The organism is Lachnospira hominis (ex Hitch et al. 2025) (genome assembly GCF_040096395.1).
Taxonomy (GTDB): domain Bacteria; phylum Bacillota; class Clostridia; order Lachnospirales; family Lachnospiraceae; genus Lachnospira; species Lachnospira hominis.
In genome coordinates, this window is the sequence record NZ_JBBMES010000002.1 from 114,076 (window position 1) to 138,810 (window position 24,735).

Consider the following 24,735-nt stretch of genomic DNA (forward strand, 5'->3'; position numbering starts at 1 on the left):
ACAGATGGCAAACGTATCTGTTTACAATATTGAAGGCAAGGAAGTTGGTTCTATCGAATTAAACGATGCTGTATTTGGTGTTGAGATTAACGAACATCTTGTACACATGGCTGTAGTAAACCAGCTTGCAAATAATCGTCAGGGAACACAGAGCGCAAAGACACGTTCAGAAGTTTCTGGTGGCGGAAGAAAACCTTGGAGACAGAAGGGAACTGGTCATGCAAGACAGGGTTCTACAAGAGCTCCACAGTGGACTGGCGGCGGTATCGTATTCGCACCAAAGCCAAGAGATTATTCATTCAAGATGAACAAGAAAGAAAAGAAGCTTGCTCTTCTTTCAGCTTTAACTTCAAAGGTTGCTGACAACAAGATTGTTGTTCTTGATGAGTTCAAACTTGATGAAATCAAGACAAAGAAATTCGCAGAAGTTATGAACAACTTAAAGGTTTCTAAGGCACTCGTAGTTCTCGAGGGCGAGAACAAGAACGTTGTTCTTTCAGGAAGAAATATTCCTACAGTTAAAGTTTCAGCTATAAATGAGATTAACACATACGATGTATTAAAGTATGATACTCTCGTTGTTACTAAGGCTGCTGTAGAGAAACTCCAGGAGGTGTATGCATAATGGCAAACGTACAGTATTATGATGTAATCCTCAAGCCTGTTATCACAGAGAAATCAATGGCTGATATGGCTACAAAGAAATATACATTTCTTGTACATCCTGAAGCAAATAAGTCAATGATTAAAGAAGCTGTTGAGAAGATGTTTGAAGGAACAAAAGTTGCTAAAGTAAACACAATGAACAGCGTTGGTAAGAAAAAGAGAAGAGGCAGAGTTGAAGGTATGACTGCTAAGACAAAGAAAGCAATCGTTCAGCTCACAGAAGACAGCAAAGATATCGAAATCTTTGAAGGCCTCTAAAATATACGCAACAGTGTAGAAAACAATATTACACAACTCGAAAGGAGAGAATATAATGGGAATTAAAACATATAACCCATATACACCTTCCAGAAGAAATATGACTGGTTCTGATTTCTCAGAAATCACAAAGAAGACACCAGAGAAATCATTACTCGCTTCTAAGAAGAAGACAGCCGGACGTAACAATCAGGGTAAAATCACTGTAAGACATCACGGCGGCGGAAACAGACAGAAGTATAGATTAATCGACTTCAAGAGAAATAAGGAAGGAATTCCTGCAAAGGTTATTGGTATCGAATACGATCCAAACAGAACAGCAAATATCGCTTTAATCTGCTACGCAGATGGCGAAAAATCATATATTCTTGCACCACAGGGTCTTACAGATGGTATGACAGTTCAGAATGGTGCAGGTGCAGAGGTTAGAATTGGTAACTGCTTACCACTTTCAGAAATCCCTGTTGGTACTCAGGTACACAATATTGAGTTATATCCTGGCAAGGGCGGACAGCTCGTTCGTTCAGCTGGTAATTCAGCTCAGTTAATGGCTAAGGAAGGCAAGTATGCAACACTTCGTTTACCTTCTGGTGAGATGAGAATGGTTCCTATCGTTTGCCGTGCAACAATCGGTGTAGTAGGAAACGGTGATCACAGCCTGATTAATCTTGGTAAGGCCGGTCGTAAGAGACATATGGGCATCAGACCTACAGTTCGTGGTTCTGTTATGAACCCTAATGACCATCCACACGGTGGTGGTGAAGGTAGAGCACCTGTTGGTCGTCCATCACCTATGACACCTTGGGGCAAGCCAGCTATGGGTCTTAAGACTCGTAAGAAGAAAAAGCAGTCTAATAAGCTGATTATCAGAAGAAGAGACGGCAAGGCTATTAAGTAATTAATAAAACTGTAAACAATCAAGATTAAGATTATAAGGAGGTTTGAACCTATGGCTCGATCACTTAAAAAAGGACCATTCGCAGACGAGAGCTTGCTCAAGAAGATTGATGCATTAAACGCATCAGGTGACAAGCAGGTTGTTAAAACATGGTCACGTCGTTCAACTATTTTCCCACAGTTCGTTGGACATACAATCGCAGTTCATGACGGAAGAAAGCATGTTCCTGTATATGTAACAGAGGACATGGTTGGCCATAAGCTCGGTGAGTTCGTAGCAACAAGAACTTACAGAGGACATGGTAAGGACGAGAAGAAGAGTAGATAAATATCCATTAATTGAAAGGAGGCTGTAATACCATGGCAAAAGGACATAGATCCCAGATAAAGAGAGAAAGAAATGCAGTTAAGGATACAAGACCTAGTGCAAAATTATCATATGCCAGAGTTTCAGTACAGAAAGCATGTTTCGTATTGGATGCTATAAGAGGTAAGAGTGTTGAAGAAGCACTTGCAATCGTAATGTACAATCCAAGATATGCTTCATCACTTATAGAGAAGTTAATTAAGTCAGCAGCAGCAAATGCTGAAAACAACAATGGTATGGACCCAAGCAAACTTTATATCGAAGAGTGCTATGCAAACAAGGGACCAACAATGAAGAGAATTAAGCCAAGAGCACAGGGTAGAGCTTACAGAATCGAAAAGAGAATGAGCCATATCACTGTAATACTCAATGAAAGATAATTCCGGATGCGCTGATTGCGCATTGCCGGAACGGCTTTTGGAAATGGACGTTTCCTGAAGAACAGAAAGGAGATTTAAATGGGACAGAAAGTTAATCCTCATGGTTTGAGAGTTGGCGTTATCAAAGACTGGGATGCTAAATGGTATGCAGAAGATAACTTCGCTGACAACCTTGTAGAAGATTATAACATTAGAAAATTCCTTAAGAAGAAACTTTATGCTGCAGGAATTTCTAGAATTGAGACAGAAAGAGCTTCAGACAGATTAAAGATTATTATTCACACAGCTAAGCCGGGCGTAGTTATCGGTAAAGGCGGTGCTGAAATCGAAAGCTTAAAGAAGCAGGTTGAAAAACTCACTTCAGCTAAGAAGTTAAGCATTGATATTAAGGAAGTAAAGAGACCGGACAAGGATGCTCAGCTTGTTGCAGAAAACATTGCTCAGCAGCTTGAAAACCGTATCTCATTCAGAAGAGCTATGAAATCATGCATGGGTAGAACAATGAAGCAGGGTGCTAAGGGTATCAAGACATCTTGTTCAGGTCGTCTCGGCGGTGCTGATATGGCTCGTACAGAATTCTACAGCGAAGGTACAATTCCGCTTCAGACACTTCGTGCTGATATCGATTATGGTTTTGCAGAAGCAAATACAACATACGGTAAAGTCGGCGTTAAGGTTTGGATTTATGAAGGAGAGGTTCTTCCTGCAAAAAAGGCTAATAAGGAAGGGAGCGAACAATAATGTTACTACCTAAGAGAGTAAAATATCGTAGACAGTTCCGTGGTTCTATGGCTGGTAAGGCTACAAGAGGCAACAAGATCACTAATGGTGAATATGGTATCGTTGCAACAGAACCATGTTGGATTAAATCAAATCAGATAGAGGCTGCCCGTATTGCGATGACACGTTACATCAAGCGTGGCGGTAAAGTATTTATTAAGATTTTCCCAGATAAGCCGGTAACAGGTAAGCCTATCGGTGTTCGTATGGGTAAAGGTAAAGGTAACTTGGAGTGCTGGGTAGCAGTAGTTAAACCTGGACGTGTTATGTTTGAAATCTCAGGCGTTCCTGAAGAGACAGCCAGAGAGGCGTTGCGTCTTGCAACACACAAGCTTCCTTGCAAGTGTAAGGTTGTTTCACGTGCAGACTTAGAAGGCGGTGATAACAGTGAAAATTAATAAATATGTAGAAGATTTAAAGGCAAAATCAGCTGCAGAATTAAGTGATGAATTAGTAGCTGCTAAAAAGGAACTTTTCAACTTAAGATTCCAGAACGCAACAAATCAGTTGGATAATACTAGCAGAATCAAAGAAGTTAGAAAGAACATTGCTAGAATTCAGACTGTAATTGCACAGAAGAATGCTTAATTAATTGTTGAATAAATAATTTTTGGATTCCTAAGAAAGGAGAACGAACTGTGGAAGAGAGAAATCTTAGAAAAACTCGTACGGGCAGAGTCGTAAGCAATAAAATGGATAAGACAATCGTTGTTGCTGTTGAGGATAACGTAAAGCATCCACTCTACAATAAGATTGTCAAGAGAACATACAAGTTAAAGGCACACGATGAGAACAACGAATGTTTAATCGGTGATACTGTTAAAGTAATGGAAACAAGACCACTCTCAAAGGATAAGAGATGGAGACTTGTTGAGATTATCAGCAGAGCTAAATAATATTGTTAAAGAATTCAAAATGTCGATACGCCAGGCACGGTTGAAACTGGCGGCAAGACATGAATATTACTGAAAGGGGTAGTATTATGGTACAACAGGAAACCAGACTGAAGGTTGCTGATAACACAGGTGCTAAGGAAATCCTCTGCATCAGAGTTATGGGTGGCTCTACAAGAAGATATGCAAATATCGGTGATGTAATCGTAGCTTCTGTTAAAGAGGCAACACCAGGCGGCGTTGTTAAGAAGGGCGATGTAGTTAAGGCCGTAGTTGTTCGTACTGTTAAAGGTACACGCCGTAAAGACGGATCATATATCAAATTTGATGAAAATGCTGCTGTTATTATTAAGGACGATCAGACTCCAAAAGGAACTCGTATTTTCGGACCAGTAGCAAGAGAGTTAAGAGATAAGAAGTTCATGAAAATCGTATCTTTAGCTCCAGAAGTATTATAAGGAGGTGCCACAATGTCAGCTGTAAGAATTAAAAAAGGTGATACAGTTAAAGTTATCGCAGGAAAAGACAAAGGCAAAGAAGGCAAGGTATTGTCTGTAAATGCTAAAAACAATACAGCATTAGTTGAGGGCGTAAACATGGTTACAAAGCATGCTAAGCCAAGTGCAGCTAATCAGCAGGGTGGAATTCTCCACCAGGAAGCACCAATCGCTATTTCAAACATCATGTATGTTGTGAAAGGTAAGACAACAAAGATTGGTTACGAATTCAAAGATGGCAAGAAAGTTCGTGTTGCTAAGGCAACTGGCGAAGTAATTGACTAATACAGGAAGGAGGCAATAAAAATTGAGTAGACTTAGAGATTTATACGAAAATGAAATCACTAAAAAGATGACAGAGAAATTCGGTTACAAGAACCCAATGATGGTTCCAAAGATCGATAAGATAGTAATAAACATGGGCGTTGGCGAAGCTAAGGAAAATTCAAAGCTTCTTGATGCTGCAGTTAAGGAACTTGAGACAATTTCAGGTCAGAAAGTAGTTCTTACAAGAGCAAAGAATTCTATTGCTAACTTCAAGTTAAGAGAAGGTCAGGCTATCGGATGTAAAGTTACACTCCGTGGTGAAAAGATGTACGAATTCCTTGACAGACTTGTAAACCTTGCATTACCTCGTGTACGTGACTTCCGTGGCGTAAGTGCTGAGTCATTTGATGGCAGAGGAAACTATGCATTAGGTATTAAAGAGCAGATCATCTTCCCTGAAATTGAGTATGATAAGATTGATAAAGTAAGAGGTATGGATGTTATCATCACAACAACAGCTAAGACTGATGAGGAAGCTCGTGAATTGTTGAGAATGTTCAACATGCCATTTAAGAACTAATTTAAGGAGGAAAATTCAATGGCTAAAACTTCTATGAAGATTAAGCAGCAGAGAGCTCCTAAGTTCTCTACTAGAGCGTATACTCGTTGTACAATTTGTGGTCGTCCACATTCTGTTTTAAGAAAATACGGAATCTGCAGAATTTGCTTCCGCGAGTTAGCTTACAAGGGTCAGATCCCAGGCGTTAAGAAAGCTTCTTGGTAAGATTTTACCAGGAAGGCCGCCATTGCCTTTAAGGCTGGCGGCTGGATACGCATGACACATTTGTGTCAGTTGCATTAACAAAAGTCCTGCATGTGCGGGAAACCGGTTAATTAATTAAGGAGGAACATTTAAAATGACAGATCCAATTGCAGATATGCTTACAAGAATCCGTAATGCGAATACAGCAAAGCATGATACAGTTGATGTACCATCTTCAAAGATGAAGCTTGCTATCGCAAAAATCCTTTTAGATGAAGGATATATCAAAGCATACGAACTTGTTGATAACGGTAACTTCAAAGATATCCATATCACATTAAAGTATGGTAAAGATAAGAATGAAAAAATCATCTCTGGTCTTCAGAGAATTTCTAAGCCAGGTCTTAGAGTATATGCAAACAAGGAAGAACTTCCTAAGGTATTAGGTGGTCTTGGTGTTGCTATTATCTCAACAAACCAGGGTGTTATCACAGATAAAGAAGCTAGAAAGCTCGGCGTAGGCGGAGAAGTTCTTGCATTTATCTGGTAGTATAAGACAGCAATAGCTGTATATAAACAACTCATTAAGCGGGCATTAAAAGATGCTCTACTATAATTAGGAGGTGCACGGCATGTCACGTATAGGAAAAATGCCTATCGCTGTACCAGCAGGAGTAACTGTTGATATCGCAGAAAATAATAAAGTGACTGTAAAGGGTCCTAAGGGAACACTCGAGAGAGTATTACCTGCAGAAATGGACATCAAAATGGAAGGTAATGAAGTCATCGTTTCAAGACCAAACGATTTAAAGAAGATGAAATCATTACACGGTTTAACAAGAACACTCATCCACAACATGGTTGTTGGTGTTACAGACGGATATGAAAAGAAACTTGAGGTAAACGGTGTTGGTTACAGAGCACAGAAGCAGGGTAAAAAGCTTGTTTTATCACTCGGTTATTCTCATCCGGTAGAAATGGAAGACCCAGATGGTATCGAGACTGTATTAGAAGGTCAGAATGTTATCATCGTTAAGGGTATCAGCAAAGAAAAAGTTGGCCAGTACGCAGCTGAAATCAGAGCTAAGAGAGCTCCTGAACCATATAAGGGCAAGGGTATCAAGTATTCTGATGAGGTTATTAGACGTAAGGTCGGTAAGACTGGTAAGAAATAATTAAAGGAGTGAATGTTATGGTTAGTAAGAAGTCAAGAACAGTAGTTCGTGAAAATAAACATAGAAGATTACGTAATCGTTTCAGCGGTACAGCAGAGAGACCTCGTTTAGCTGTGTTTAGAAGCAATAATCATATGTACGCTCAGATTATTGACGATACAGTTGGTAAGACACTTGTTTCAGCTTCAACACTTGATAAGGATGTAAAGGCTGAATGTGAAAAGACTAATAACGTTGAGGCTGCTGCAGTAGTAGGTAAGGTAGTTGCTAAGAAGGCATTAGAAAAAGGTATTACAACTGTTGTCTATGATAGAGGCGGTTTTATATATGAAGGAAAAGTAAAAGCATTGGCAGAGGCAGCAAGAGAAGCTGGCCTTGAATTCTAAGCGGAAGGGAGAAACAGTATGAAACGTACAATCATTGACGCTAGTCAGTTAGAGTTAAATGATAATGTTGTTGCAATTAAGCGAGTAACTAAGGTAGTAAAGGGCGGACGTAACATGAGATTCGCAGCTTTAGTTATCGTTGGTGATGGCAACGGACATGTAGGTGCAGGTGTTGGTAAAGCAGCTGAAGTTCCTGAAGCAATCCGCAAGGGAAAAGAAGATGCTATGAAACATTTAGTAGAAGTTCCGATTGATGAGAATGGTTCAGTTCCACATGATTATATCGGTAAGTTCGGAGGAGCTACAGTTCTCCTCAAGAGAGCTCCAGAAGGTACTGGTATCATCGCTGGTGGTCCTGCTCGTTCAGTACTCGAGCTTGCAGGTATCAAGAACATTCGTACAAAGTCACTTGGTTCAAACAATAAGCAGAATGTTGTACTTGCAACAATCGCAGGTCTTCAGTCAATGAAGACACCAGAGGAAATCGCAAGACTTCGTGGTAAGTCAGTAAGCGAAATCCTTGGCTAATCAAGAACACACGAGAATTTGATGTAAAGGGTAAGAGGGCAGCACACTGCTGTCTCTCCTGCCCAAAACATTGTTATAGTGTCCGCTGATAAGCGGCAAGATGGAGGTTAAAATGGCTGATAAGAAGTTAAAAATAACTTTAGTAAAGTCTCCAATCGGTGCTGTTCCTAAGCATAGAAGAACTGTTGAGGCTATGGGTCTTACAAAGATGCATAAGACTGTAGAACTCCCAGATAATGCAGCAACAAGAGGACAGATACAGCAGATTGGTTACATGTTAAAGGTAGAAGAAATCTAATTTTATTTAGATGAAGGAGGTGCAATAATGGATTTATCTAATTTAAGCCCAGCTGAGGGTTCAGTAAAAAGCGATAATTTCAGAAGAGGCCGTGGTCATGGTTCTGGTAACGGTAAAACAGCCGGTAAGGGACATAAGGGTCAGAAGGCACGTTCAGGTGCTCCAAGACCAGGTTTTGAAGGTGGCCAGATGCCATTATACAGACGTATTCCTAAGAGAGGTTTCACAAACAGAAACCGTTTAGAAATCGTTGCAATTAATGTTAGTGCATTAGAAAGATTTGATGCCGGTTCAGAAGTTTCAGTTGAAACACTTATTGAATCAGGAATTGTTAAAAATCCTAAAGACGGCGTTAAGATTCTTGGAAATGGAGAACTCACAAAGAAGCTTACAGTAAAGGCTAATGCTTTCAGTGCTTCAGCTAAGGAAAAAATCGAAGCTGTTGGTGGAACTTGTGAGGTGATCTAATGATAAAAACACTTACGAGCGCATTTAAAAATAAGGATATACGCAAAAAATTGCTTTATACACTTATGATGCTTGTTGTAATTAGAATAGGAAGTCTTCTTCCTATCCCTGGTGTTGATACAGAGTATTTTAGTACGCTTCTGAGTGGTTTTAACAGCGGCGACTTGAGTTATCTGAGTGCATTTACAGGAGGTTCATTTGAAAAAATGTCCCTCTTTGCACTCAGCATAACACCTTACATTACTTCTTCTATCATCATGCAGCTCCTTACAATTGCAATTCCTAAATTAGAGGAAATGCAGAAAGAGGGCGAAGATGGCAGAAAGAAGATTGCTTCTATTACGAGATATGTTACAATTGCTTTAGCTTTAATCGAGAGTATTGCCATGGCAGTAGGATTTGGCCGTCAGGGTCTTATTAAAGACTACAAAGACATGAGTACAATACATTATGTTACATGTATCATTGTAGTAGTAGCAGCACTTACAGCTGGTTCAGCTGTGCTTATGTGGATTGGAGAGCGTATCACAGAAAAAGGTGTAGGTAATGGTATTTCAATAGTATTGTTAATTAATATTATTTCAGGTATGCCAAGTGATTTTGTGACACTTTACAGCACATTTGTTGCTAATAAGAGTATTGCAAGGGGCGTTACAGTTGCAGTAATCATTGCTGCTATAGTAATCGCAGTAGTCGTTCTTGTTGTAATATTACAGGATGGCGAACGTAGAATACCGGTACAGTATTCACAGAAAGTTGCAGGAAGAAAGACAATTGGTGGTCAGGCTACAAATATTCCTTTAAAGGTAAATACAGCCGGTGTTATGCCAATTATCTTTGCTTCATCAATTATGCAGTTCCCTGTAATCATCGTTCAGTTGTTTACAAGTAACTCATATGAGTGGACAAAGTATTTAAGCCAGTCATATTGGTGCAGAGTACAGATGCCTAAGTATTCTATAGGTCTTTTACTTTACATCATACTGGTAGTAGTATTTGCTTATTTCTATACATCGATTACATTTAATCCTGTACAGATTGCAGATAACTTAAAGAAAGCTGGTGGAGTTGTTCCTGGTATTACACCTGGCCGCTCTACAAGCGAGTATTTAAATAAAATATTAAATTATATCGTATTTATTGGCGCTGTTGGTCTTATGATTGTAGCGTTAATCCCGATTATGTGCACAGGCTTTTTCAATGCAAGTGTATCATTTGGTGGAACATCTATCATCATTATTGTTGGTGTTGTTCTTGAAACAATGAAACAGATTGAGTCAATGATGGTAAATCGTAACTACAGAGGATTTTTAAGCGAGTAAAGATATAGACATGAGGGACTTGCCTGGGATATTTTCCGGGCGAGTCGTTTGTGTATATTGCGTTTAAATTCTACAGGAATGGAGAGACTTATGAAGATTATAATGTTAGGAGCACCTGGTGCCGGTAAAGGTACACAGGCCAAAAAGATTGCGGCTGAATACAAAATCCCACATATCTCAACAGGAGATATTTTCAGAGCTAATATTAAAAACAATACAGAGCTTGGTCAGAAGGCTAAAGCATATATGGATAAGGGAGAGCTTGTTCCGGATGAACTTACACTCGACCTTATAATGGATAGATTTAAACAGCCTGATTGTGAAAACGGATATGTGCTTGATGGTTTCCCAAGAACAATTCCACAGGCAGAGGCACTTGATGCAGCACTTACTGCTAAGGGTGAGGCTGTTGATTTTGCAATCAATGTTGAAGTTCCTGATGAAAATATTATAAACAGAATGTCAGGAAGAAGAGCATGTGTAGGATGTGGTGCAACATACCATATTAAATATAACCCTACAAAGGTAGAAGGAATCTGTGATGTCTGCGGCGAAAAGCTTATTTTAAGAGATGACGACAAGCCGGAAACAGTTAAGAACAGACTCAGTGTATACCATGAACAGACACAGCCATTAATTGACTTCTACGCAAAGAAGAACGTATTGGCTGAAGTTGATGGAACAAAAGACATGGAAGAAGTATTCGAAGATATTGTAAAAATATTGGGAAAGTAGTGAAGTCATGGCAGTTTCGGTAAAATCACACAGAGAAATTGAATTGATGAGAGAGGCAGGCAAAATTCTTGGCACAGTGCTTAATAATCTTACAAAAGAGATTAAGCCTGGAATGTCAACATGGCACATCGACAAGATGGGCGAGGACATGATAAGAAGTTTTGACTGTGTCCCTTCGTTTCTTGGTTATGGCGGCTATCCTGCTTCAATATGTGTTTCGATAAATGATGAGGTGGTTCACGGAATTCCGTCTAAGAAAAGGATTGTAAAGGAAGGCGATATTGTCAGTCTTGATGCCGGTGTGATATATAAAGGTTATCAGTCAGATGCAGCCCGTACGGTTGGAGTCGGACAGATAAGCGATGAAGCGGCACAGCTGATAGAAGTCACAAGACAGAGCTTTTTTGAAGGCATCAAATTTGCAAAAGAAGGCTGTCATTTACACGAAATATCAAATGCTATTGCAGATTATAACGAAAAGCACGGTTATGGAGTAATCCGGGATTTAGTCGGTCACGGCATTGGAACAAAACTTCATGAAGATCCTGAAATTCCAAATTTCCGACAGGAAAGAAGAGGAATAAAGCTTTATGAGGGAATGACACTTGCTATTGAACCTATGGTAGCCATGGGAGACTGGAAAGTGAGATGCCTTGATGATGACTGGACAATGGTTACAACAGACCATTCACTTACAGCACATTATGAAAATACTGTGCTGGTAACAAAAAATGGACCGGAGATTCTTTCACTGGTCAAAGAATAATGGAGGTCTGTTATGGAAAATAAAATGACCGGCTGTTTTGCAAGGTCCCTTGCAGGACATGACAAAACAGAAATTTATATAATAGTAGGTGAAGAGCCGGGGTATGTATATCTTTCAGACGGAAAACTCAAAAAAGTTGAGAATCCAAAGAAGAAGAAGTTAAAACATATCCAGCCCGTAAAGCGTGCAGATGCACTTATTGCAGAGAAACTCGAGACACAAAAAGAATTGCATAATGAAGATATTAAAAGAGCAATTAAAGAATATATTTCTAATATGAAGGAGGACAATAAATGTCAAAATCAGATGTAATTGAAATTGAAGGAACTGTTGTGGAAAAACTTCCAAATGCTATGTTTCAGGTAGAACTTGAAAATGGTCATCAGGTGCTTGCACATATAAGTGGCAAGTTAAGAATGAACTACATTCGTATCTTACCTGGTGATAAAGTTACAATTGAGCTCTCTCCATATGACCTTAGCAAGGGTAGAATTATCTGGAGAGATAAATAAGAAACATGATAACAGTATTACTGCACAGCAAAAATTTTTGAAAAAATTTTCAAAATTACCTTGCAATTAAAATTTATGTTGTGCTATAATATCAAACGAACTTGTCTGAAAGGAGGCTTTTGCAGTGAAGGTTAGATCATCAGTAAAACCAATTTGTGAAAAGTGCAAAGTCATTAAGAGAAAGGGTGCTATCAGAATTATCTGTGAGAACCCAAAGCACAAACAGAGACAGGGCTAATTTATAGTTTATGGGAGAAGTAGTGATACTTCTCATGTTTGTGTGTTTACAGATAGAATATATTTCAGGTACAATATATTTTATTTGTTACAATAATCTTTCCTGTGATTTTATTCTGAATAAGGAAAGATGTTTAGTTATGCGGCTGCAGTGATGAACCACACGGCTAAGTTGTACGGTTCAATCACTATTTTATATATGCGGAAAGAGTGGCAGCGCACACATTTCAGGCGGCACATTTTGTGACGAGCTGCGTTTTGTTAGTCGGACTGCAACATTTCATTTTAATTATTATTTATACATTGATTAACGGAGGTTAAAGAACACATGGCTCGTATTTCAGGTGTAGACTTACCAAGAGAAAAAAGAATTGAAATCGGTCTTACTTATGTCTATGGTATAGGCAGAGTTAGAGCATCTAAGATTCTTGCAGAGGCAGAGGTTAATCCAGACACACGTGTTAAGGATTTAACTGACGAAGAAGTTGCAAGAATTGCTAAGGTTATTGATGCAGATACAGAAAATCTTGTAGAAGGTGACTTAAGAAGAGAAGTTGCCATGAACATCAAGAGATTAAAGGAAATCGGATGCTACAGAGGAATCCGTCATAGAAAAGGTCTTCCTTGCAGAGGTCAGAAGACAAAGACTAATGCTAGAACATGTAAGGGTCCAAAGAAGACAGTTGCAAATAAGAAGAAGTAATAAGGTAGACTTTTAATATAGGAGGTTAGTTTAGAAATGGCTCAAAAAGTTACAAAAAAAGTGACAAAGAAGCGCGTTAAGAAAAACGTAGAAAGAGGACAGGCTCATATTCAGTCTTCTTTTAACAATACAATCGTTACATTAACAGATGCAGAAGGCAATGCTTTATCATGGGCAAGTGCCGGCGGTCTTGGTTTCAGAGGTTCTAAGAAATCAACTCCTTATGCAGCACAGATGGCAGCTGAGACTGCAACAAAGGCTGCTTTAATTCACGGATTAAAGTCTGTTGACGTTATGGTAAAGGGCCCAGGTTCTGGTAGAGAAGCTGCAATTCGTGCACTTTCTGCTTGCGGACTTGAGGTTACAAGTATCAAGGATGTTACACCAGTTCCACATAATGGTTGTCGTCCACCAAAGCGTAGAAGAGTTTAATTAGGAGGTAGAATTTAAGATGGCAGTTAATAGAACACCAGTGCTTAAGAGATGCAGATCTCTTAATTTAGATCCTATTTATTTAGGTATAGATAAGAAGTCAAACAGAAAGGCAAAGAATGCCGGAAGAAAGATTAGCGAGTATGGTATGCAGCTTCGTGAGAAGCAGAAGGCTAAGTTTATCTACGGTGTATTAGAGAAGCCTTTCCGTAACTATTATAAGAAGGCTGAGAAGCAGAAGGGTATGACTGGTGAAAACCTCATGGTTATGCTTGAGCTCAGACTTGACAATGTAATCTTCAGAATGGGTTTAGCCAGAACTAGAAGAGAAGCAAGACAGATTGTTGATCATAAGCATGTATTAGTAAATGGTAAGTGCATCAATATCCCTTCATACCTTGTTAAGGCTGGAGACGTAATCGAAATCAGAGAAAAGTCTAAGTCATCAGCAAGATATAAAGAAATTCTTGAAGCTACAAATGGAAGACTTGTTCCAGAATGGCTTGAAGCTGACAGCGAAGCTCTTAAGGGTACAGTTAAGGCTATCCCTACAAGAGATATTATCGACGTTCCAGTTGATGAAATGCTTATCGTCGAGTTATATTCTAAGTAATTAAAGAGTAAACTCAAATTAACCCATAAAAGGAGGGGCTATACATGGTTGATGCAGATTTTAATTTCAATATGCCAAAGATTGAGATGACTGAAGAGTCAGAAGATGGAAAATATGGCAAATTTGTAGTAGAACCACTTGAGAGAGGCTATGGTTTAACTCTGGGTAACTCACTCAGAAGAATCATGCTTTCATCATTAGTTGGTACTGCTGTAAGCAGTGTTAAGATTGATGGTGTGCTTCATGAGTTCAGTTCAATTCCTGGCGTTAAAGAAGACGTTACAGAGATTATCTTAAACATCAAGAAGCTTGCTATTAAGAATAACAGCAACTCAGTCGAGCCGATTACTGCTCATATTGACTTCGCTGGAGAAGGCGTGGTTAAAGCATCAGATATCAAGGTTGATCCTGATATTGAAATTGTTAACCCGGACCTTGTTATTGCACATTTAAATGGCGGTGCTGACTGCAAGCTCTCTATGGAGCTTACAATCACAAACGGCAGAGGTTATGTAAGTTCTGAAAAGAATAAGCATGAGGATATGCCAGCCGGTGTTATCGCTGTAGATTCTATTTACACTCCTGTAGAGCGTGTAAATATGGCCGTACAGAACACTCGTGTAGGCCAGGATACAGATTTTGATAAGCTTACTCTTGATATATTTACTAACGGAACAATTACTCCTGATGAGGCTTTAAGCCTTGCAGCTAAAGTTTTAAGTGAACATCTCAAAGTATTTATCAACTTATCAGAAAATGCTGCAAACGCTGAGGTTATGGTTGTTGCACAGGAAGACGAATCAAGCAAGGTACTCTCTATGAGCATTGAAGACCTTGAATTATCAGTTCGTTCATTCAACTGTCTTAAGAGAGCAGGTATCAATACTGTTGAACAGCTTTGCAATAAGACACCTGATGACATGATGAAGGTTCGTAATCTTGGTAAGAAGTCTCTTGATGAGGTACTTCTTAAACTTAAAGAGTTAAATTTAAGCCTTAGTCCAAACGAGGACTAATAAATAAATAGGTGTGTTACATACACACGATAGTAAATTTGTAGATTTAAACACACATACAGTAAGTCCATAAGCGCATGTATGTGCGTTACAAATGGAGGTTAAATTAAATGGCAAAGTATAGAAAGCTTGGTAGAAATTCAAGCCAGAGAAAAGCATTACTCAGAGGACAGGTTACAGCTCTTATTGAGAATGGTAAGATTGTTACAACTGAGGCAAGAGCAAAAGAAGTAAAGAAGCAGGCTGAAAAGCTTATAACACTTGCAATCAAAGAAAAAGATAACTTCGAGACAGTTAAAGTTTCTGCAAAGGTTCCTAAGAAGGATGCCAACGGCAAGAGAGTTAAAGAAGTTGTTGATGGCAAGAAAGTTACTGTATATGAGACAGTAGAAAAGGAAATCAAGAAAGATTTACCTTCAAGACTTCATGCAAGAAAGCAGATGGATAAGGTTCTTTACAAAGTAACAGAAGTTCCTGCTGAAGCAGCTGGAAGAAAGAAGAACACAAAAGTTGTTGATCTTACAAATAAAATGTTTGATGAAATCGCTCCTAAGTATGCTGACCGTAAGGGTGGCTATACAAGAATCGTTAAAATCGGTTTAAGAAAAGGCGATGCAGCAATGGAAGTTCTCCTTGAGTTAGTATAATGAATTGGAAGTCCCCAGTCATAAGGAGAGTTCTTCCTATGAGATAAAATTAGCGGACTTTTAAATGCGTGGATATTGTTTAACTCAATATCCACGTTTTTTTCATAGTTATAAAATATATTATAAGATTATTATGTCAAAGACTGTATTGATATAAATGAAATGGAAATGAAATTATGGGAATTGTTAAGACAAAGGATTTAACATTTGAATATATAAGACGAGACGAAGAGGGAAATGTAGAGGGAATTACAACAGCAGTAGACCATGTCAACATCGATTTGCAGGCAGGGCAGTTTATAGCTGTACTTGGACATAATGGTTCGGGCAAATCAACACTTGCAAAGCATTTTAATGCACTTGTATCACCAACGGAAGGTACGGTGTGGGTAGATGGCATGGATACAAAGGAAGATGATAAAATCCTTGATATAAGACAGACTGCCGGAATGGTATTCCAGAATCCCGATAATCAGATTATTTGTACATTAGTAGAGGAAGAAGTGGGCTTTGGCCCTGAAAATATAGGTGTGCCTACAGATGAGATATGGCAGAGAGTAGCTGACAGCCTTCAGGCAGTTGGCATGTACAGTTTCAGAAAAGCTTCACCAAATAAACTTTCAGGAGGGCAGAAGCAGAGAGTTGCAATTGCAGGTATCGTTGCGATGAAACCAAAGTGCATTATACTTGATGAACCGACAGCAATGCTTGACCCATCCGGACGAAAAGAAGTGATATCTGTACTTCATGAACTTAATGAAAAAGAAAACGTGACAATTATTCTTATAACTCATTATATGGAAGAAGTAATAGATGCAGACAGAGTGTTTGTTATGGATGCTGGAAAAATTATGATGGAGGGAACTCCACGGCAGATATTTTCAAATGTTGAGCATCTAAAGGAATTAAGACTTGATGTGCCGCAGGTAACAGAACTTGCGTATGAGTTAAAGAAAGCTGGTGTGCCACTTCCTGACGGGATACTCACAAAGGAAGAATTTACGCTTGCATTAAAACGACTTGTTATGCAGAATGGAGATTAATATGTCAATTATAGTTGATAAAATAAGCTATACATATGAAATAGGAACCGGATTTGAAAGGCAGGCATTAAAAGAAGTAAGCTGCGTTATAGAAAAAGGTGAATTTATCGGACTTATCGGTCATACGGGTTCAGGTAAATCAACATTTATACAGCATTTGAACGGACTTGTAAAAGCAACTTCAGGTGCTATATATTATGACGGTGAAGATATATATGACAAAGATTTTGATATGAGAAAATTGAGAAGCAAAGTCGGTCTTGTTTTCCAGTATCCTGAGCATCAGCTTTTTGAGACTGATATTTTCAAAGATGTATGTTTTGGCCCTAAAAATCTTGGCCTTGACAGAGCAGAGACAGAACTTAGAGCATTTGAAGCACTTCGCCTTGTTGGACTTGATGAATCTCTTTACTACCAGTCGCCGTTTGATTTGTCAGGCGGTCAGAAAAGAAGAGTTGCAATAGCCGGAGTTCTTGCTATGAAACCGGAGGTTCTCATATTAGATGAGCCGACTGCCGGTCTTGACCCTAAAGGAAGAGATGATATTCTTGACTGTGTCAAAAAGCTTCAGAAAGAAACAGGCATTACAGTAATCCTTGTTTCACACAGCATGGAAGATGTTGCAAAATACGTTGACAGAATTATGGTTATGAATGATGGAATACTTATGTATAACGGAACACCAAAAGAAGTATTTGCACATTACAAAGAGCTTGAGAAGATTGGACTTGCGGCACCGCAGGTTACATATATAATGAATGATTTGAAAAATGCAGGATTTGATGTTGACGTGAGTGCAATAACGATAGAAGAAGCAAAAACATCAATACTTAAAGCATTGGGAAAGAAATAAGCTGGAAATAATGTTGAAAGCATAACTCCGGCTGAAAGGAAAAATATGATAAGGGATATTACAATAGGACAATATTATCAGACAAAGTCTGTTATACATGAGCTTGACCCAAGAGTAAAACTTATGGGAACATTAGTATTTATTATTTCACTGTTCTTAGGTAAAAGTGTATGGATGTATCTTGCGGTTACAGCATTTCTTGCCGTAATAATCAAGCTTTCAAATGTTCCGCTGAAATTCATTGTAAAAGGTCTTAAAGCGGTACTTATTCTTATAATATTTTCAGCGGCATTCAATTTGTTTCTGACAGATGGTGAAGTGCTGGTGCGGATATGGAAATTAAAAATTACAAAAGAAGGTATTTATCAGGCGGTATTTATGGTTATAAGACTTATGTACCTTATTATGGGCTCATCACTTATGACACTTACGACAACGCCGAACAATCTTACCGACGGACTTGAAAAGAGTCTTGGATTTTTAAAAGTTATAAAAGTTCCTGTCCATGAAATAGCGATGATGATGTCAATAGCATTAAGATTTATACCGATTCTTATTGAGGAAACAGATAAAATTATGAAAGCACAGATGGCAAGAGGGGCTGATTTTGAAAATGGAAATCTTGTTAAACGTGCAAAAGCAATGATACCTGTACTTGTGCCATTATTTATATCAGCTTTCAGACGTGCAAATGAACTTGCAATGGCTATGGAGGCAAGATGTTATCATGGTTCAGAGGGGCGTACAAAAATGAAACCGCTTAAATATAAGAAAAATGACAGAATTGCATATGGTATACTTGCAGCATATCTGTGTGCAATGATAGCACTTAATATATTTTTAGGTGGAAGAATTATATAAAAATTTAAAATAATAATTATAATAAATATGTTTTAATAAAGCCGCGGTGAATTTTTGGTATTGAAAAATCATCGCGGCAAATGAGGTTATTTATGAGACGTATAAAACTGACAGTAGCATATGATGGCTGTAATTACAGCGGATGGCAGATACAGCCTAATGCTTCGACAATAGAACAGGTTCTTGATAATGCGATTAATAAAGTGACAGGAGAGAAAGTTCACGTTATCGGTGCAAGCAGAACGGATGCAGGTGTACATGGTCTGGGAAATGTCGCTGTGTTTGATACGGCTTCTGGAATTCCGGGTGACCGCTGGGCATATGCAATCAATACATATCTTCCTGAAGATGTGAGTGTTGTTGAGTCACGCGAAGTTTCACCGGAATTTCACCCAAGACACTGTAATACCGTAAAAACGTATGAGTACAGGATATTAAATACAAGATTTCCGATTCCACAGTTTAGAAATTACAGCTGGCATGTAAAAGAGCCTCTTGATGTAAATGCAATGCAGAGTGCAGCACAAAGGCTGGTAGGAGAGCATGATTTTAAGAGTTTCTGCTGTGTAAAAACACAGGCGGAGTCTACTGTAAGAACGATTTATTCTGTAGATGTGCGGACTGAGGATGAAGCGTATATAGTTATCAGGGTTTCGGGAAACGGATTTTTGTATAATATGATAAGAATAATCGCAGGAACGCTTGTAAAGGCTGGAAAAGGCAAAATAACACCTCAGGATATAGACTTAATGCTTGAAGCAAAAAACCGCTGTGAAGCAGGACAGACAGCTCCACCGCAGGGGTTGACACTTATGAATATAGATTATGTTGACGGTGACGACAGGGAAGTTGAAAATCAACATTGAAAAAAGTGTTTTGTTGATTATCATGAAGATTTTTATGATTTTGTGGATAACCTCCCGGAATGCAAAAAATCTGATAAATAAATATTGACACGCGTGGTATCGTGTTATATAATCTTTAAATGTGGCGTGGAAAAGTACGCCCTGAATCAGGTTAATATGATTTTGCATGCTTCACCAATGCCCCGGAAAAGCATCTGTAAAGTCATTAACAAATATATTTATCTAAATAATTAAGTATGCATTTAAAGCAATATTTCAGGAGGAAAACCAATGAAAACTTATATGGCTACTGCATCAAGCATCGAAAGAAAATGGTATGTTGTTGATGCTGCAGATTATACATTAGGTCGTTTAGCATCACAGGTTGCTGCTGTATTAAGAGGCAAGAACAAGCCAACATATACACCATCTATGGATTGTGGTGACAACGTTATCGTTATCAACGCTGAGAAGGTTCAGCTTACAGGTAAGAAGTTAGATCAGAAGATTTATTACAATCACTCAGAGTATGTTGGTGGTATGAAAGAGACAACACTCAGAGAAATGATGGATAAGAAGCCTGAAAGAGTTATCGAACTCGCTGTTAAGGGTATGCTTCCAAAGGGACCTTTAGGAAGACAGATGTACACAAAACTTCACGTTTACGCTGGTCCTGATCATGATCAGGCAGCTCAGAAGCCAGAAGTATTAAAGTTTTAATTTTGGACATATAAGGAGGAAATAACAGTGGCTAAGAAAGCAAACGCAAAGTTCTACGGAACAGGTAGAAGAAAAAGCAGTATCGCTAGAGTATATTTAGTACCAGGTAACGGTACAATTACTATAAATAAGAGAAGTCTTGATGAGTATTTTGGTCTTGAGACATTAAAGGTTGTTGTTAAGCAGCCATTAACACTCACAGAGACAGCTGATAAGTTTGATGTTATCGTAAACGTACACGGTGGCGGATACACAGGTCAGGCTGGTGCTATCAGACATGGTATTTCAAGAGCTCTCCTTGAGGTTGATTCAGACGAATATCGTCCAGCACTCAAGAAGGCAGGTTTCTTAACAAGAGATCCAAGAATGAAGGAAAGAAAGAAGTACGGTCTCAAAGCAGCTCGTCGTGCTCCACAGTTCTCAAAGAGATAATTCAAACGAATATCAGAAAAGAGCAAATTTCCCCGAAAACATCGAGTTTTCGGGGATTTCTTTATATTCCGATAAATCTATCAGACACCACAAAAACACACGAAATTTCAACGGTAACTAACACATAACTAACAGGTAACTAACACGGAAAACACTGTCTTGTGTAAGACATTGCAAGTCTTGTGTAAGACACATTTTCGCAATAAAAAAGGACGAATCAATCGCCCTTTTCGTTGCAGTATTCAATGATACATGACCGGACATCCTTTTTCGTCCTGCAATGGCAGGAATGACCGTCCTTGAAAATGATGTCATATCCGTCGTGCATGTTTCCGGTGATTCCGGAAATCATGTCTCTGTTCTTTTCTGCAATCTGCATTGTATCAAATAAACCGCATTGGTCTTTTCTGACAAGGTCTTGCATGTACGCATTGACCGACATTCCTTTACTGGATGCAAGAGCCTTGATGATGTCTTTCATGCCTTTAGGTACAACGAGATTGATTCGTTCGTAATGCTCACGCCCGAAATTGTTTTTGTATTCAGTTCTATTCATGGCACACCTCTATATTTTGTTGATAGCGTCAATCAGTTCCTCAATTTCAAAATGTGTATATACGACCTCTGTCACGTCCTGCCCTTTATGACCGACAATTTTCTTGATGACCTTGTCTGACACTCCGGCAACCGTCAACATGGAAATACATGTGTGACGGGTATCGTGAGGACGGTGTTTCATTCCGAGGGTCTCAATAAGTGGCGACCAGTACGAATCATAATAATTCCGGTATTTGAAATGTTCACCCTCCGGAGTAGAGAGGAGATATTCACAATCATTGAGGTTGTACCAGTATTCAAAGAACGGATAAACCTTTTCAGAGATTGGAGCGGTACGGATTCCGGCAGCAGTTTTCGAGGCGACAATCTTGAAATATCTTTCCTCAAGGTTCACATTTTCTTTCTTGAGGTCGAGGAGTTCGCCGATTCTGCATCCGGTATATATCAGCATGAGGATGACAGTATAATATATATTTGAATCCTTGACATCCCATATCTTTTTGACCTCTGTCTTTAAAAAAGGTTTCCGGTTGTATGCGTTCGGGTTTCCTGCCTTTTTGATGTCGAGGTATTCAACGAGATTCCGTTCTTTTGGAATAATCTCATGAATCACGGCGTATTTATACATCAGACCGAGCAGGACTTTCAATTTCCGGAGTGTTGGATAATTTTTGCCGGATTCATCGACAATCATTTGCAGGTGGTCGAGTTTGACATCGACAAACCGCATCCGTGCAAGTTTATCACACAACGCCCATGCTGCACGGTAGCCTTTGACGTTGGAATCACTGACAGTCGGAAAATGTTCATCAGACCATCGCTCATATACATCCTCGAATGTAACCTTTGCAGCATTCACATCATAAGGATTTGCATTGAACTCCGCAAGTGCGGTCAATGCCTCTTTGCGGGTCGGGTAATATCCGACGACCGTATATAATTGTTTTGATTTACCTGTTTTCGGGTCGTTTTCCCATCCTTTTGTCTTTTTGGCGACATAAGGATTCCGGCGATTTCCCGATAATTTGTAAACCGTTCCGAATCCGTTCGGTAGTTTCATAAAATCACCATCCTAAAAAAGAGTATAAAAAATAAAACCAATGCAAAAAGCACGGTTTTATGATAGAATGGTGTTTGCAGGAACATTCTGTCGGTGCTTTTTGCAGGAGCATGAGACGGAGGTTTCACAAAGGCGATTCACATTGCAGTGTGGGTCGTCTTTTTTATTGTGCATTATTCATTTGCACGGCGTTCTTTTGCGACTTTTCTATACTTGCGACCGATGACAACACATGCGACACCGACCACAACAGCAATTATTCCGGCAACCGGAACAGCAAGCAATAGAATCAATCCTAAAAGTGCAAGGACAGCACCGAGAACAATCATGAGGATTCCACAAACACTGTATGTATTTGCAGAGTATTCCTTTTTCTGCGGTGCATTTGTTGAACTGGATGCAGCAGGATTTCCGTTTGCAGCCGTCAATCCTTTTGCAATGTCGGACACGCCGACGGTAGTTCTGTTATACACTGCGTTGTATGCTGCCTTTTTCGGGTCGTTGACGATTCCCATTCCCTTTTTACCATAAAGGGGATTGACCGCCTTTTTGACCTGCCGTTTGACTTTTCCTGTTGTTCTTGCCTTGATGCTTTTCTTGATGTTTGGCTTTCTGACACCGTATTTCATGAACACACCTCCATTTCTATAAAATCAACATTCTGTAAACTTTCCTCAAGAGAGGAGGTGAGCAGAATGAAAATCCTTGTGTGGGAAGTGAGAACCTCAAAAGGGTTCACATTGATGGAGTTATCGAAGAAATCCGGAATCGGAAAATCCACGATAAACAACATCGAAAACGGTAAGGTGTCACCGACATTGTTTCAACTTGAAATGATAGCGATTGCATTAAGCGTGAACATCACCGACCTGTTTGAATCCGAATACAAATAATTGTACCATAATGCAGCGGGATTCCGGCAGCAGGAGGAACGATTTCCATGATTATGGAAATCAGCCTCGATATTTCCACAATCATGGAAATATATGATACAATGCAATTCGGAAAGGGGGTGGTGTCTCCCTTGAATTACAAAGAGGCTATTGTCGAAATAGTCGGAAAGATACACAGCGAACGCATCCTCAAGAGGATATACAAATTCGTGTTGTATCTCTACACCCATGAGACTGGCAGTTGAAAGACTGTCAGTCTTTTTTTGATGCAAATAAATCTATGATTCTTTGAAATGCTGCGATGTCCTCGTCGCTTGCCTCAAGTAGTGCCTTGAAAAGATTCTTGCGGGCATCGTCCTCACCTACCATGATGCGGTCGATTCTTTCGATGAAATCGTCGTCGGTATCAACGAACATCTCACCGTCACCAGTAGTCAACCATATATAATCAACATTAAATTCACGGCAGATTGATTTGACCATGTGTTCGGTGGCGTTCCGGTTTCCGTTCTCAATATTAGAAATAGTGGATTTTGTCACACCTATTTTTTCGCCAAACTGCTCCATCGTCATTTTCAAAGTTTTTCGCAATTCTCTGATTCGTTCGCCTTGCGTCATTTGGAATCACCTCCTCTGTTTTCTAAAGCATACCACCGAAAAAGACAAAAATCAATAAAAAAGTTTTCAAACGCAACAAAAAAGAGTTGACAAAGTATTCAAACGGAATTACAATGTATTCAAACGAAACGAACAGGAGGAACAGAAATGGAAAAACAGAAAAAAGTGTTGAATGTAATAAAAGGATATATGAGCAAATTCGACATTGAGGAACTGACAATCATTGAGGATGACAAGGATTCAGTTATTTTCTCCGGAGATGTTGAAAAATTCTTGCATCCGTGCGAAACAATGCAGAATGAGGCATACAGAATCAAAATGTCAGAGGTGAAAAGAGTTCTCAATTTCAATGATGAAAAATTATTCATTTTCATATAAGCAGGAGGAACAGAAATGAGCAATGCAGAGACATTGAACCAGTACATAAAAGAATTATTTGATTATTGGAACGGGGAAAACGATGATTTCGAGCCTATCCCGATACCGAAAGAAGTTGACGACGAAATGCAGAGGGATTCATTTTATTAAAGCCGAAACGGGGCAACAGTCGCCCCGTCAGTGTCCGGATGGCAACCGACACTCTGACGATGGCAAGCCGAAAGACATCGTGCAGCGATACCGTGGGAAACATGGCAGCGGTCGCACCTGCTAAAAAGTGCGTGGATGGTCAACAGGTTTTCGATGGTTTTTAAGGTGAAAAGCATCAACACGGTAGACAATGCCGGAAAGCAGGTGGACGGAATGAAAAGACCGAGAGAGCCACCAACAGGAGGAAACAGGATGGATATAGGACGAATATTGCCGACAGAGGCAGCAGCAATCCTCAATGTGTCACCGCAATTCGTGAGGGTAGCAATGCAGCAGGGAAAACTCCCGATAGGAACGGCGGTGCAGATGTCCTCAATTTGGACGTATCACATTTCGGAAAAACTGCTTGCAGATTATTCCGGAAAGAACATAGAAAAAGAGATTGAGCGAATCCGAGGAGGTGTTGAAAAATGACGAGAAACGAGAAAAAGGCAGTGATTGAGAGCATGGCAGAAAAATTCATGAATATCGACGACCTTGAGGGGAAGTCAATGACCATTATGGTGATGTCTGCGTATGCCGAGGGTAAGGCAGCGGGAAAAGCAGAGGAGCGTCGCAGATGGGAACAGAAAGAGGCGGTTGCAGCCGTTTAATGAAAACGCCCCGTCATAATGACGGGGCAGTACATGGCAGGAGCAAAAACAAAGAAAAAGGCACT

46 protein-coding genes are annotated in these 24,735 nt (G+C 39.4%); 42 read left to right on the top strand and 4 right to left on the bottom strand.

Annotated features, from left to right (window positions below):
- The first annotated feature begins 4 nt into the window (after window positions 1-4).
- The 36 genes from rplD (at window position 5) to rpsI (ending at window position 20,360) form a co-directional block, all read left to right on the top strand.
- Complete coding sequence (gene rplD, locus WMO38_RS02340; RefSeq protein WP_349161291.1) at window positions 5-625, top strand: 50S ribosomal protein L4; 621 nt, start codon at window positions 5-7, stop codon at window positions 623-625.
- Window positions 625-924 (top strand): 50S ribosomal protein L23, encoded by a 300-nt coding sequence (gene rplW / locus WMO38_RS02345; protein WP_186835876.1) that lies wholly within the window; start codon window positions 625-627, stop codon window positions 922-924. Before rplD ends, rplW begins: the two co-directional genes overlap by 1 nt.
- 55 nt (window positions 925-979) lie before the next feature.
- A complete protein-coding gene (rplB, locus tag WMO38_RS02350; RefSeq protein ID WP_021865996.1) occupies window positions 980-1,822 on the top strand; it encodes a 50S ribosomal protein L2 in 843 nt (280 codons plus the stop codon).
- A 51-nt stretch (window positions 1,823-1,873) separates the two neighbouring features.
- Window positions 1,874-2,149: a 30S ribosomal protein S19 gene (rpsS, locus tag WMO38_RS02355; RefSeq protein WP_021865995.1), complete on the top strand. Its 276-nt coding sequence runs from the start codon at window positions 1,874-1,876 to the stop codon at window positions 2,147-2,149.
- Window positions 2,150-2,181: 32 nt separating this feature from the next.
- On the top strand, window positions 2,182-2,568 hold the full coding sequence (gene rplV, locus WMO38_RS02360; protein WP_021865994.1) for a 50S ribosomal protein L22: 387 nt from the start codon (window positions 2,182-2,184) through the stop codon (window positions 2,566-2,568).
- Between the two features lie 78 nt (window positions 2,569-2,646).
- Complete coding sequence (gene rpsC, locus WMO38_RS02365; protein WP_021865993.1) at window positions 2,647-3,309, top strand: 30S ribosomal protein S3; 663 nt, start codon at window positions 2,647-2,649, stop codon at window positions 3,307-3,309.
- Window positions 3,309-3,746, top strand: a complete 438-nt coding sequence (gene rplP, locus WMO38_RS02370) for a 50S ribosomal protein L16 (protein ID WP_021865992.1) — start codon at window positions 3,309-3,311, stop codon at window positions 3,744-3,746. Before rpsC ends, rplP begins: the two co-directional genes overlap by 1 nt.
- Window positions 3,736-3,936, top strand: a complete 201-nt coding sequence (gene rpmC / locus WMO38_RS02375; protein WP_021865991.1) for a 50S ribosomal protein L29 — start codon at window positions 3,736-3,738, stop codon at window positions 3,934-3,936. The genes rplP and rpmC overlap by 11 nt, the downstream gene beginning before the upstream one ends.
- 50 nt (window positions 3,937-3,986) lie before the next feature.
- A complete protein-coding gene (gene rpsQ / locus WMO38_RS02380; RefSeq protein WP_021865990.1) occupies window positions 3,987-4,244 on the top strand; it encodes a 30S ribosomal protein S17 in 258 nt (85 codons plus the stop codon).
- 86 nt (window positions 4,245-4,330) lie between these two features.
- On the top strand, window positions 4,331-4,699 hold the full coding sequence (gene rplN, locus WMO38_RS02385; RefSeq protein WP_186836058.1) for a 50S ribosomal protein L14: 369 nt from the start codon (window positions 4,331-4,333) through the stop codon (window positions 4,697-4,699).
- Window positions 4,700-4,711: 12 nt separating this feature from the next.
- Window positions 4,712-5,023 (top strand): 50S ribosomal protein L24, encoded by a 312-nt coding sequence (rplX, locus tag WMO38_RS02390; RefSeq protein ID WP_021865988.1) that lies wholly within the window; start codon window positions 4,712-4,714, stop codon window positions 5,021-5,023.
- 22 nt (window positions 5,024-5,045) lie between these two features.
- Entirely contained in the window at window positions 5,046-5,585 is a 540-nt protein-coding gene (gene rplE, locus WMO38_RS02395) for a 50S ribosomal protein L5 (RefSeq protein WP_021865987.1), read from the top strand.
- A gap of 18 nt (window positions 5,586-5,603) precedes the next feature.
- Window positions 5,604-5,789, top strand: coding sequence for a type Z 30S ribosomal protein S14 (locus WMO38_RS02400; RefSeq protein ID WP_021865986.1), 186 nt, complete (start codon window positions 5,604-5,606; stop codon window positions 5,787-5,789).
- Between the two features lie 133 nt (window positions 5,790-5,922).
- Window positions 5,923-6,318 (top strand): 30S ribosomal protein S8, encoded by a 396-nt coding sequence (rpsH, locus tag WMO38_RS02405; RefSeq protein ID WP_021865985.1) that lies wholly within the window; start codon window positions 5,923-5,925, stop codon window positions 6,316-6,318.
- 82 nt (window positions 6,319-6,400) lie between these two features.
- On the top strand, window positions 6,401-6,943 hold the full coding sequence (gene rplF / locus WMO38_RS02410) for a 50S ribosomal protein L6 (protein ID WP_349161293.1): 543 nt from the start codon (window positions 6,401-6,403) through the stop codon (window positions 6,941-6,943).
- 17 nt (window positions 6,944-6,960) lie between these two features.
- A complete protein-coding gene (rplR, locus tag WMO38_RS02415) occupies window positions 6,961-7,329 on the top strand; it encodes a 50S ribosomal protein L18 (RefSeq protein ID WP_186835874.1) in 369 nt (122 codons plus the stop codon).
- An 18-nt stretch (window positions 7,330-7,347) separates the two neighbouring features.
- Window positions 7,348-7,857 (top strand): 30S ribosomal protein S5, encoded by a 510-nt coding sequence (gene rpsE, locus WMO38_RS02420; RefSeq protein WP_021865388.1) that lies wholly within the window; start codon window positions 7,348-7,350, stop codon window positions 7,855-7,857.
- A 112-nt stretch (window positions 7,858-7,969) separates the two neighbouring features.
- The gene (gene rpmD, locus WMO38_RS02425) at window positions 7,970-8,155 is read left to right on the top strand and encodes a 50S ribosomal protein L30 (protein ID WP_021865387.1); all 186 of its coding nucleotides are present in this window, start codon (window positions 7,970-7,972) and stop codon (window positions 8,153-8,155) included.
- Between the two features lie 27 nt (window positions 8,156-8,182).
- Window positions 8,183-8,623 (top strand): 50S ribosomal protein L15, encoded by a 441-nt coding sequence (gene rplO / locus WMO38_RS02430; protein WP_021865386.1) that lies wholly within the window; start codon window positions 8,183-8,185, stop codon window positions 8,621-8,623.
- Entirely contained in the window at window positions 8,623-9,945 is a 1,323-nt protein-coding gene (gene secY / locus WMO38_RS02435; protein WP_186835872.1) for a preprotein translocase subunit SecY, read from the top strand. Before rplO ends, secY begins: the two co-directional genes overlap by 1 nt.
- Window positions 9,946-10,035: 90 nt before the next feature.
- The gene (locus tag WMO38_RS02440; RefSeq protein ID WP_021865384.1) at window positions 10,036-10,680 is read left to right on the top strand and encodes an adenylate kinase; all 645 of its coding nucleotides are present in this window, start codon (window positions 10,036-10,038) and stop codon (window positions 10,678-10,680) included.
- 7 nt (window positions 10,681-10,687) lie between these two features.
- Window positions 10,688-11,446 (top strand): type I methionyl aminopeptidase, encoded by a 759-nt coding sequence (map, locus tag WMO38_RS02445; protein WP_021865383.1) that lies wholly within the window; start codon window positions 10,688-10,690, stop codon window positions 11,444-11,446.
- Between the two features lie 12 nt (window positions 11,447-11,458).
- On the top strand, window positions 11,459-11,758 hold the full coding sequence (locus tag WMO38_RS02450) for a KOW domain-containing RNA-binding protein (RefSeq protein WP_021865382.1): 300 nt from the start codon (window positions 11,459-11,461) through the stop codon (window positions 11,756-11,758).
- On the top strand, window positions 11,740-11,958 hold the full coding sequence (gene infA, locus WMO38_RS02455; protein ID WP_007707618.1) for a translation initiation factor IF-1: 219 nt from the start codon (window positions 11,740-11,742) through the stop codon (window positions 11,956-11,958). The genes WMO38_RS02450 and infA overlap by 19 nt, the downstream gene beginning before the upstream one ends.
- Window positions 11,959-12,082: 124 nt before the next feature.
- Window positions 12,083-12,196 carry a 50S ribosomal protein L36 gene (rpmJ, locus tag WMO38_RS02460; RefSeq protein WP_023353537.1) on the top strand — a complete coding sequence of 38 codons (114 nt, stop codon included), beginning with the start codon at window positions 12,083-12,085 and terminating at the stop codon, window positions 12,194-12,196.
- A 327-nt stretch (window positions 12,197-12,523) separates the two neighbouring features.
- A complete protein-coding gene (gene rpsM / locus WMO38_RS02465) occupies window positions 12,524-12,898 on the top strand; it encodes a 30S ribosomal protein S13 (RefSeq protein WP_021865381.1) in 375 nt (124 codons plus the stop codon).
- A gap of 36 nt (window positions 12,899-12,934) precedes the next feature.
- Window positions 12,935-13,330, top strand: coding sequence for a 30S ribosomal protein S11 (gene rpsK, locus WMO38_RS02470; RefSeq protein WP_021865380.1), 396 nt, complete (start codon window positions 12,935-12,937; stop codon window positions 13,328-13,330).
- A 19-nt stretch (window positions 13,331-13,349) separates the two neighbouring features.
- Window positions 13,350-13,943, top strand: coding sequence for a 30S ribosomal protein S4 (gene rpsD, locus WMO38_RS02475; protein ID WP_021865379.1), 594 nt, complete (start codon window positions 13,350-13,352; stop codon window positions 13,941-13,943).
- A 44-nt stretch (window positions 13,944-13,987) separates the two neighbouring features.
- Window positions 13,988-14,959: a DNA-directed RNA polymerase subunit alpha gene (locus WMO38_RS02480; RefSeq protein ID WP_021865378.1), complete on the top strand. Its 972-nt coding sequence runs from the start codon at window positions 13,988-13,990 to the stop codon at window positions 14,957-14,959.
- Between the two features lie 110 nt (window positions 14,960-15,069).
- A complete protein-coding gene (locus tag WMO38_RS02485; protein WP_186835871.1) occupies window positions 15,070-15,606 on the top strand; it encodes a bL17 family ribosomal protein in 537 nt (178 codons plus the stop codon).
- 176 nt (window positions 15,607-15,782) lie between these two features.
- A complete protein-coding gene (locus tag WMO38_RS02490; RefSeq protein ID WP_021865377.1) occupies window positions 15,783-16,649 on the top strand; it encodes an energy-coupling factor transporter ATPase in 867 nt (288 codons plus the stop codon).
- A gap of 1 nt (window position 16,650) precedes the next feature.
- Window positions 16,651-17,502, top strand: coding sequence for an energy-coupling factor transporter ATPase (locus tag WMO38_RS02495; RefSeq protein ID WP_021865376.1), 852 nt, complete (start codon window positions 16,651-16,653; stop codon window positions 17,500-17,502).
- Window positions 17,503-17,547: 45 nt separating this feature from the next.
- On the top strand, window positions 17,548-18,363 hold the full coding sequence (locus tag WMO38_RS02500) for an energy-coupling factor transporter transmembrane component T family protein (protein WP_349161297.1): 816 nt from the start codon (window positions 17,548-17,550) through the stop codon (window positions 18,361-18,363).
- Window positions 18,364-18,455: 92 nt separating this feature from the next.
- Entirely contained in the window at window positions 18,456-19,229 is a 774-nt protein-coding gene (gene truA / locus WMO38_RS02505; protein ID WP_349161299.1) for a tRNA pseudouridine(38-40) synthase TruA, read from the top strand.
- A 270-nt stretch (window positions 19,230-19,499) separates the two neighbouring features.
- Window positions 19,500-19,928, top strand: coding sequence for a 50S ribosomal protein L13 (gene rplM / locus WMO38_RS02510; RefSeq protein WP_021865373.1), 429 nt, complete (start codon window positions 19,500-19,502; stop codon window positions 19,926-19,928).
- 27 nt (window positions 19,929-19,955) lie between these two features.
- Entirely contained in the window at window positions 19,956-20,360 is a 405-nt protein-coding gene (gene rpsI / locus WMO38_RS02515) for a 30S ribosomal protein S9 (RefSeq protein ID WP_021865372.1), read from the top strand.
- 217 nt (window positions 20,361-20,577) lie between these two features.
- Here the strand turns inward: rpsI and WMO38_RS02520 are convergent, their stop codons facing one another.
- The 3 genes from WMO38_RS02520 to WMO38_RS02530 all read right to left on the bottom strand — a co-directional run bounded on the left by WMO38_RS02520 (window position 20,578) and on the right by WMO38_RS02530 (window position 22,607).
- Window positions 20,578-20,916: a hypothetical protein gene (locus WMO38_RS02520; protein ID WP_055287201.1), complete on the bottom strand. Its 339-nt coding sequence runs from the start codon at window positions 20,914-20,916 to the stop codon at window positions 20,578-20,580.
- Between the two features lie 9 nt (window positions 20,917-20,925).
- A complete protein-coding gene (locus WMO38_RS02525; RefSeq protein ID WP_349161301.1) occupies window positions 20,926-21,978 on the bottom strand; it encodes a tyrosine-type recombinase/integrase in 1,053 nt (350 codons plus the stop codon).
- A 173-nt stretch (window positions 21,979-22,151) separates the two neighbouring features.
- On the bottom strand, window positions 22,152-22,607 hold the full coding sequence (locus WMO38_RS02530; RefSeq protein ID WP_306856611.1) for a DUF3040 domain-containing protein: 456 nt from the start codon (window positions 22,605-22,607) through the stop codon (window positions 22,152-22,154).
- A 66-nt stretch (window positions 22,608-22,673) separates the two neighbouring features.
- Between WMO38_RS02530 and WMO38_RS02535 the strand changes: the two genes are divergently transcribed.
- On the top strand, window positions 22,674-22,871 hold the full coding sequence (locus WMO38_RS02535) for a helix-turn-helix domain-containing protein (RefSeq protein ID WP_349161303.1): 198 nt from the start codon (window positions 22,674-22,676) through the stop codon (window positions 22,869-22,871).
- 47 nt (window positions 22,872-22,918) lie between these two features.
- Window positions 22,919-23,116 carry a hypothetical protein gene (locus WMO38_RS02540; protein WP_349161305.1) on the top strand — a complete coding sequence of 66 codons (198 nt, stop codon included), beginning with the start codon at window positions 22,919-22,921 and terminating at the stop codon, window positions 23,114-23,116.
- Between the two features lie 7 nt (window positions 23,117-23,123).
- Here the strand turns inward: WMO38_RS02540 and WMO38_RS02545 are convergent, their stop codons facing one another.
- A complete protein-coding gene (locus tag WMO38_RS02545; RefSeq protein ID WP_297043743.1) occupies window positions 23,124-23,489 on the bottom strand; it encodes a helix-turn-helix domain-containing protein in 366 nt (121 codons plus the stop codon).
- 147 nt (window positions 23,490-23,636) lie between these two features.
- Between WMO38_RS02545 and WMO38_RS02550 the strand changes: the two genes are divergently transcribed.
- From WMO38_RS02550 to WMO38_RS02565, 4 genes are all read left to right on the top strand, one after another.
- Window positions 23,637-23,867, top strand: a complete 231-nt coding sequence (locus WMO38_RS02550; protein ID WP_349161306.1) for a hypothetical protein — start codon at window positions 23,637-23,639, stop codon at window positions 23,865-23,867.
- Window positions 23,868-23,882: 15 nt separating this feature from the next.
- On the top strand, window positions 23,883-24,017 hold the full coding sequence (locus tag WMO38_RS02555) for a hypothetical protein (RefSeq protein ID WP_349161307.1): 135 nt from the start codon (window positions 23,883-23,885) through the stop codon (window positions 24,015-24,017).
- 153 nt (window positions 24,018-24,170) lie between these two features.
- The gene (locus WMO38_RS02560; protein ID WP_349161309.1) at window positions 24,171-24,491 is read left to right on the top strand and encodes a hypothetical protein; all 321 of its coding nucleotides are present in this window, start codon (window positions 24,171-24,173) and stop codon (window positions 24,489-24,491) included.
- Window positions 24,488-24,670: a hypothetical protein gene (locus WMO38_RS02565; protein WP_055287211.1), complete on the top strand. Its 183-nt coding sequence runs from the start codon at window positions 24,488-24,490 to the stop codon at window positions 24,668-24,670. Before WMO38_RS02560 ends, WMO38_RS02565 begins: the two co-directional genes overlap by 4 nt.
- The last annotated feature ends 65 nt before the right edge of the window (window positions 24,671-24,735 follow it).

Bases quoted from the DNA above. Each gene is read 5' to 3' on its own strand.
- rplD (WP_349161291.1), top strand. From the start codon at position 5: ATGGCAAACGTATCTGTTTACAATATTGAAGGCAAGGAAGTTGGTTCT.
- rplW (WP_186835876.1), top strand. From the start codon at position 625: ATGGCAAACGTACAGTATTATGATGTAATCCTCAAGCCTGTTATCACA.
- rplB (WP_021865996.1), top strand. From the start codon at position 980: ATGGGAATTAAAACATATAACCCATATACACCTTCCAGAAGAAATATG.
- rpsS (WP_021865995.1), top strand. From the start codon at position 1,874: ATGGCTCGATCACTTAAAAAAGGACCATTCGCAGACGAGAGCTTGCTC.
- rplV (WP_021865994.1), top strand. From the start codon at position 2,182: ATGGCAAAAGGACATAGATCCCAGATAAAGAGAGAAAGAAATGCAGTT.
- rpsC (WP_021865993.1), top strand. From the start codon at position 2,647: ATGGGACAGAAAGTTAATCCTCATGGTTTGAGAGTTGGCGTTATCAAA.
- rplP (WP_021865992.1), top strand. From the start codon at position 3,309: ATGTTACTACCTAAGAGAGTAAAATATCGTAGACAGTTCCGTGGTTCT.
- rplN (WP_186836058.1), top strand. From the start codon at position 4,331: ATGGTACAACAGGAAACCAGACTGAAGGTTGCTGATAACACAGGTGCT.
- rplX (WP_021865988.1), top strand. From the start codon at position 4,712: ATGTCAGCTGTAAGAATTAAAAAAGGTGATACAGTTAAAGTTATCGCA.
- WMO38_RS02400 (WP_021865986.1), top strand. From the start codon at position 5,604: ATGGCTAAAACTTCTATGAAGATTAAGCAGCAGAGAGCTCCTAAGTTC.
- rpsH (WP_021865985.1), top strand. From the start codon at position 5,923: ATGACAGATCCAATTGCAGATATGCTTACAAGAATCCGTAATGCGAAT.
- rplF (WP_349161293.1), top strand. From the start codon at position 6,401: ATGTCACGTATAGGAAAAATGCCTATCGCTGTACCAGCAGGAGTAACT.
- rplR (WP_186835874.1), top strand. From the start codon at position 6,961: ATGGTTAGTAAGAAGTCAAGAACAGTAGTTCGTGAAAATAAACATAGA.
- rpsE (WP_021865388.1), top strand. From the start codon at position 7,348: ATGAAACGTACAATCATTGACGCTAGTCAGTTAGAGTTAAATGATAAT.
- rpmD (WP_021865387.1), top strand. From the start codon at position 7,970: ATGGCTGATAAGAAGTTAAAAATAACTTTAGTAAAGTCTCCAATCGGT.
- rplO (WP_021865386.1), top strand. From the start codon at position 8,183: ATGGATTTATCTAATTTAAGCCCAGCTGAGGGTTCAGTAAAAAGCGAT.
- secY (WP_186835872.1), top strand. From the start codon at position 8,623: ATGATAAAAACACTTACGAGCGCATTTAAAAATAAGGATATACGCAAA.
- WMO38_RS02440 (WP_021865384.1), top strand. From the start codon at position 10,036: ATGAAGATTATAATGTTAGGAGCACCTGGTGCCGGTAAAGGTACACAG.
- map (WP_021865383.1), top strand. From the start codon at position 10,688: ATGGCAGTTTCGGTAAAATCACACAGAGAAATTGAATTGATGAGAGAG.
- WMO38_RS02450 (WP_021865382.1), top strand. From the start codon at position 11,459: ATGGAAAATAAAATGACCGGCTGTTTTGCAAGGTCCCTTGCAGGACAT.
- infA (WP_007707618.1), top strand. From the start codon at position 11,740: ATGTCAAAATCAGATGTAATTGAAATTGAAGGAACTGTTGTGGAAAAA.
- rpsM (WP_021865381.1), top strand. From the start codon at position 12,524: ATGGCTCGTATTTCAGGTGTAGACTTACCAAGAGAAAAAAGAATTGAA.
- rpsK (WP_021865380.1), top strand. From the start codon at position 12,935: ATGGCTCAAAAAGTTACAAAAAAAGTGACAAAGAAGCGCGTTAAGAAA.
- rpsD (WP_021865379.1), top strand. From the start codon at position 13,350: ATGGCAGTTAATAGAACACCAGTGCTTAAGAGATGCAGATCTCTTAAT.
- WMO38_RS02480 (WP_021865378.1), top strand. From the start codon at position 13,988: ATGGTTGATGCAGATTTTAATTTCAATATGCCAAAGATTGAGATGACT.
- WMO38_RS02485 (WP_186835871.1), top strand. From the start codon at position 15,070: ATGGCAAAGTATAGAAAGCTTGGTAGAAATTCAAGCCAGAGAAAAGCA.
- WMO38_RS02490 (WP_021865377.1), top strand. From the start codon at position 15,783: ATGGGAATTGTTAAGACAAAGGATTTAACATTTGAATATATAAGACGA.
- WMO38_RS02495 (WP_021865376.1), top strand. From the start codon at position 16,651: ATGTCAATTATAGTTGATAAAATAAGCTATACATATGAAATAGGAACC.
- WMO38_RS02500 (WP_349161297.1), top strand. From the start codon at position 17,548: ATGATAAGGGATATTACAATAGGACAATATTATCAGACAAAGTCTGTT.
- truA (WP_349161299.1), top strand. From the start codon at position 18,456: ATGAGACGTATAAAACTGACAGTAGCATATGATGGCTGTAATTACAGC.
- rplM (WP_021865373.1), top strand. From the start codon at position 19,500: ATGAAAACTTATATGGCTACTGCATCAAGCATCGAAAGAAAATGGTAT.
- WMO38_RS02520 (WP_055287201.1), bottom strand. From the start codon at position 20,916: ATGAATAGAACTGAATACAAAAACAATTTCGGGCGTGAGCATTACGAA.
- WMO38_RS02525 (WP_349161301.1), bottom strand. From the start codon at position 21,978: ATGAAACTACCGAACGGATTCGGAACGGTTTACAAATTATCGGGAAAT.
- WMO38_RS02530 (WP_306856611.1), bottom strand. From the start codon at position 22,607: ATGAAATACGGTGTCAGAAAGCCAAACATCAAGAAAAGCATCAAGGCA.
- WMO38_RS02535 (WP_349161303.1), top strand. From the start codon at position 22,674: ATGAAAATCCTTGTGTGGGAAGTGAGAACCTCAAAAGGGTTCACATTG.
- WMO38_RS02540 (WP_349161305.1), top strand. From the start codon at position 22,919: ATGATTATGGAAATCAGCCTCGATATTTCCACAATCATGGAAATATAT.
- WMO38_RS02545 (WP_297043743.1), bottom strand. From the start codon at position 23,489: ATGACGCAAGGCGAACGAATCAGAGAATTGCGAAAAACTTTGAAAATG.
- WMO38_RS02550 (WP_349161306.1), top strand. From the start codon at position 23,637: ATGGAAAAACAGAAAAAAGTGTTGAATGTAATAAAAGGATATATGAGC.
- WMO38_RS02555 (WP_349161307.1), top strand. From the start codon at position 23,883: ATGAGCAATGCAGAGACATTGAACCAGTACATAAAAGAATTATTTGAT.
- WMO38_RS02560 (WP_349161309.1), top strand. From the start codon at position 24,171: ATGGTTTTTAAGGTGAAAAGCATCAACACGGTAGACAATGCCGGAAAG.
- WMO38_RS02565 (WP_055287211.1), top strand. From the start codon at position 24,488: ATGACGAGAAACGAGAAAAAGGCAGTGATTGAGAGCATGGCAGAAAAA.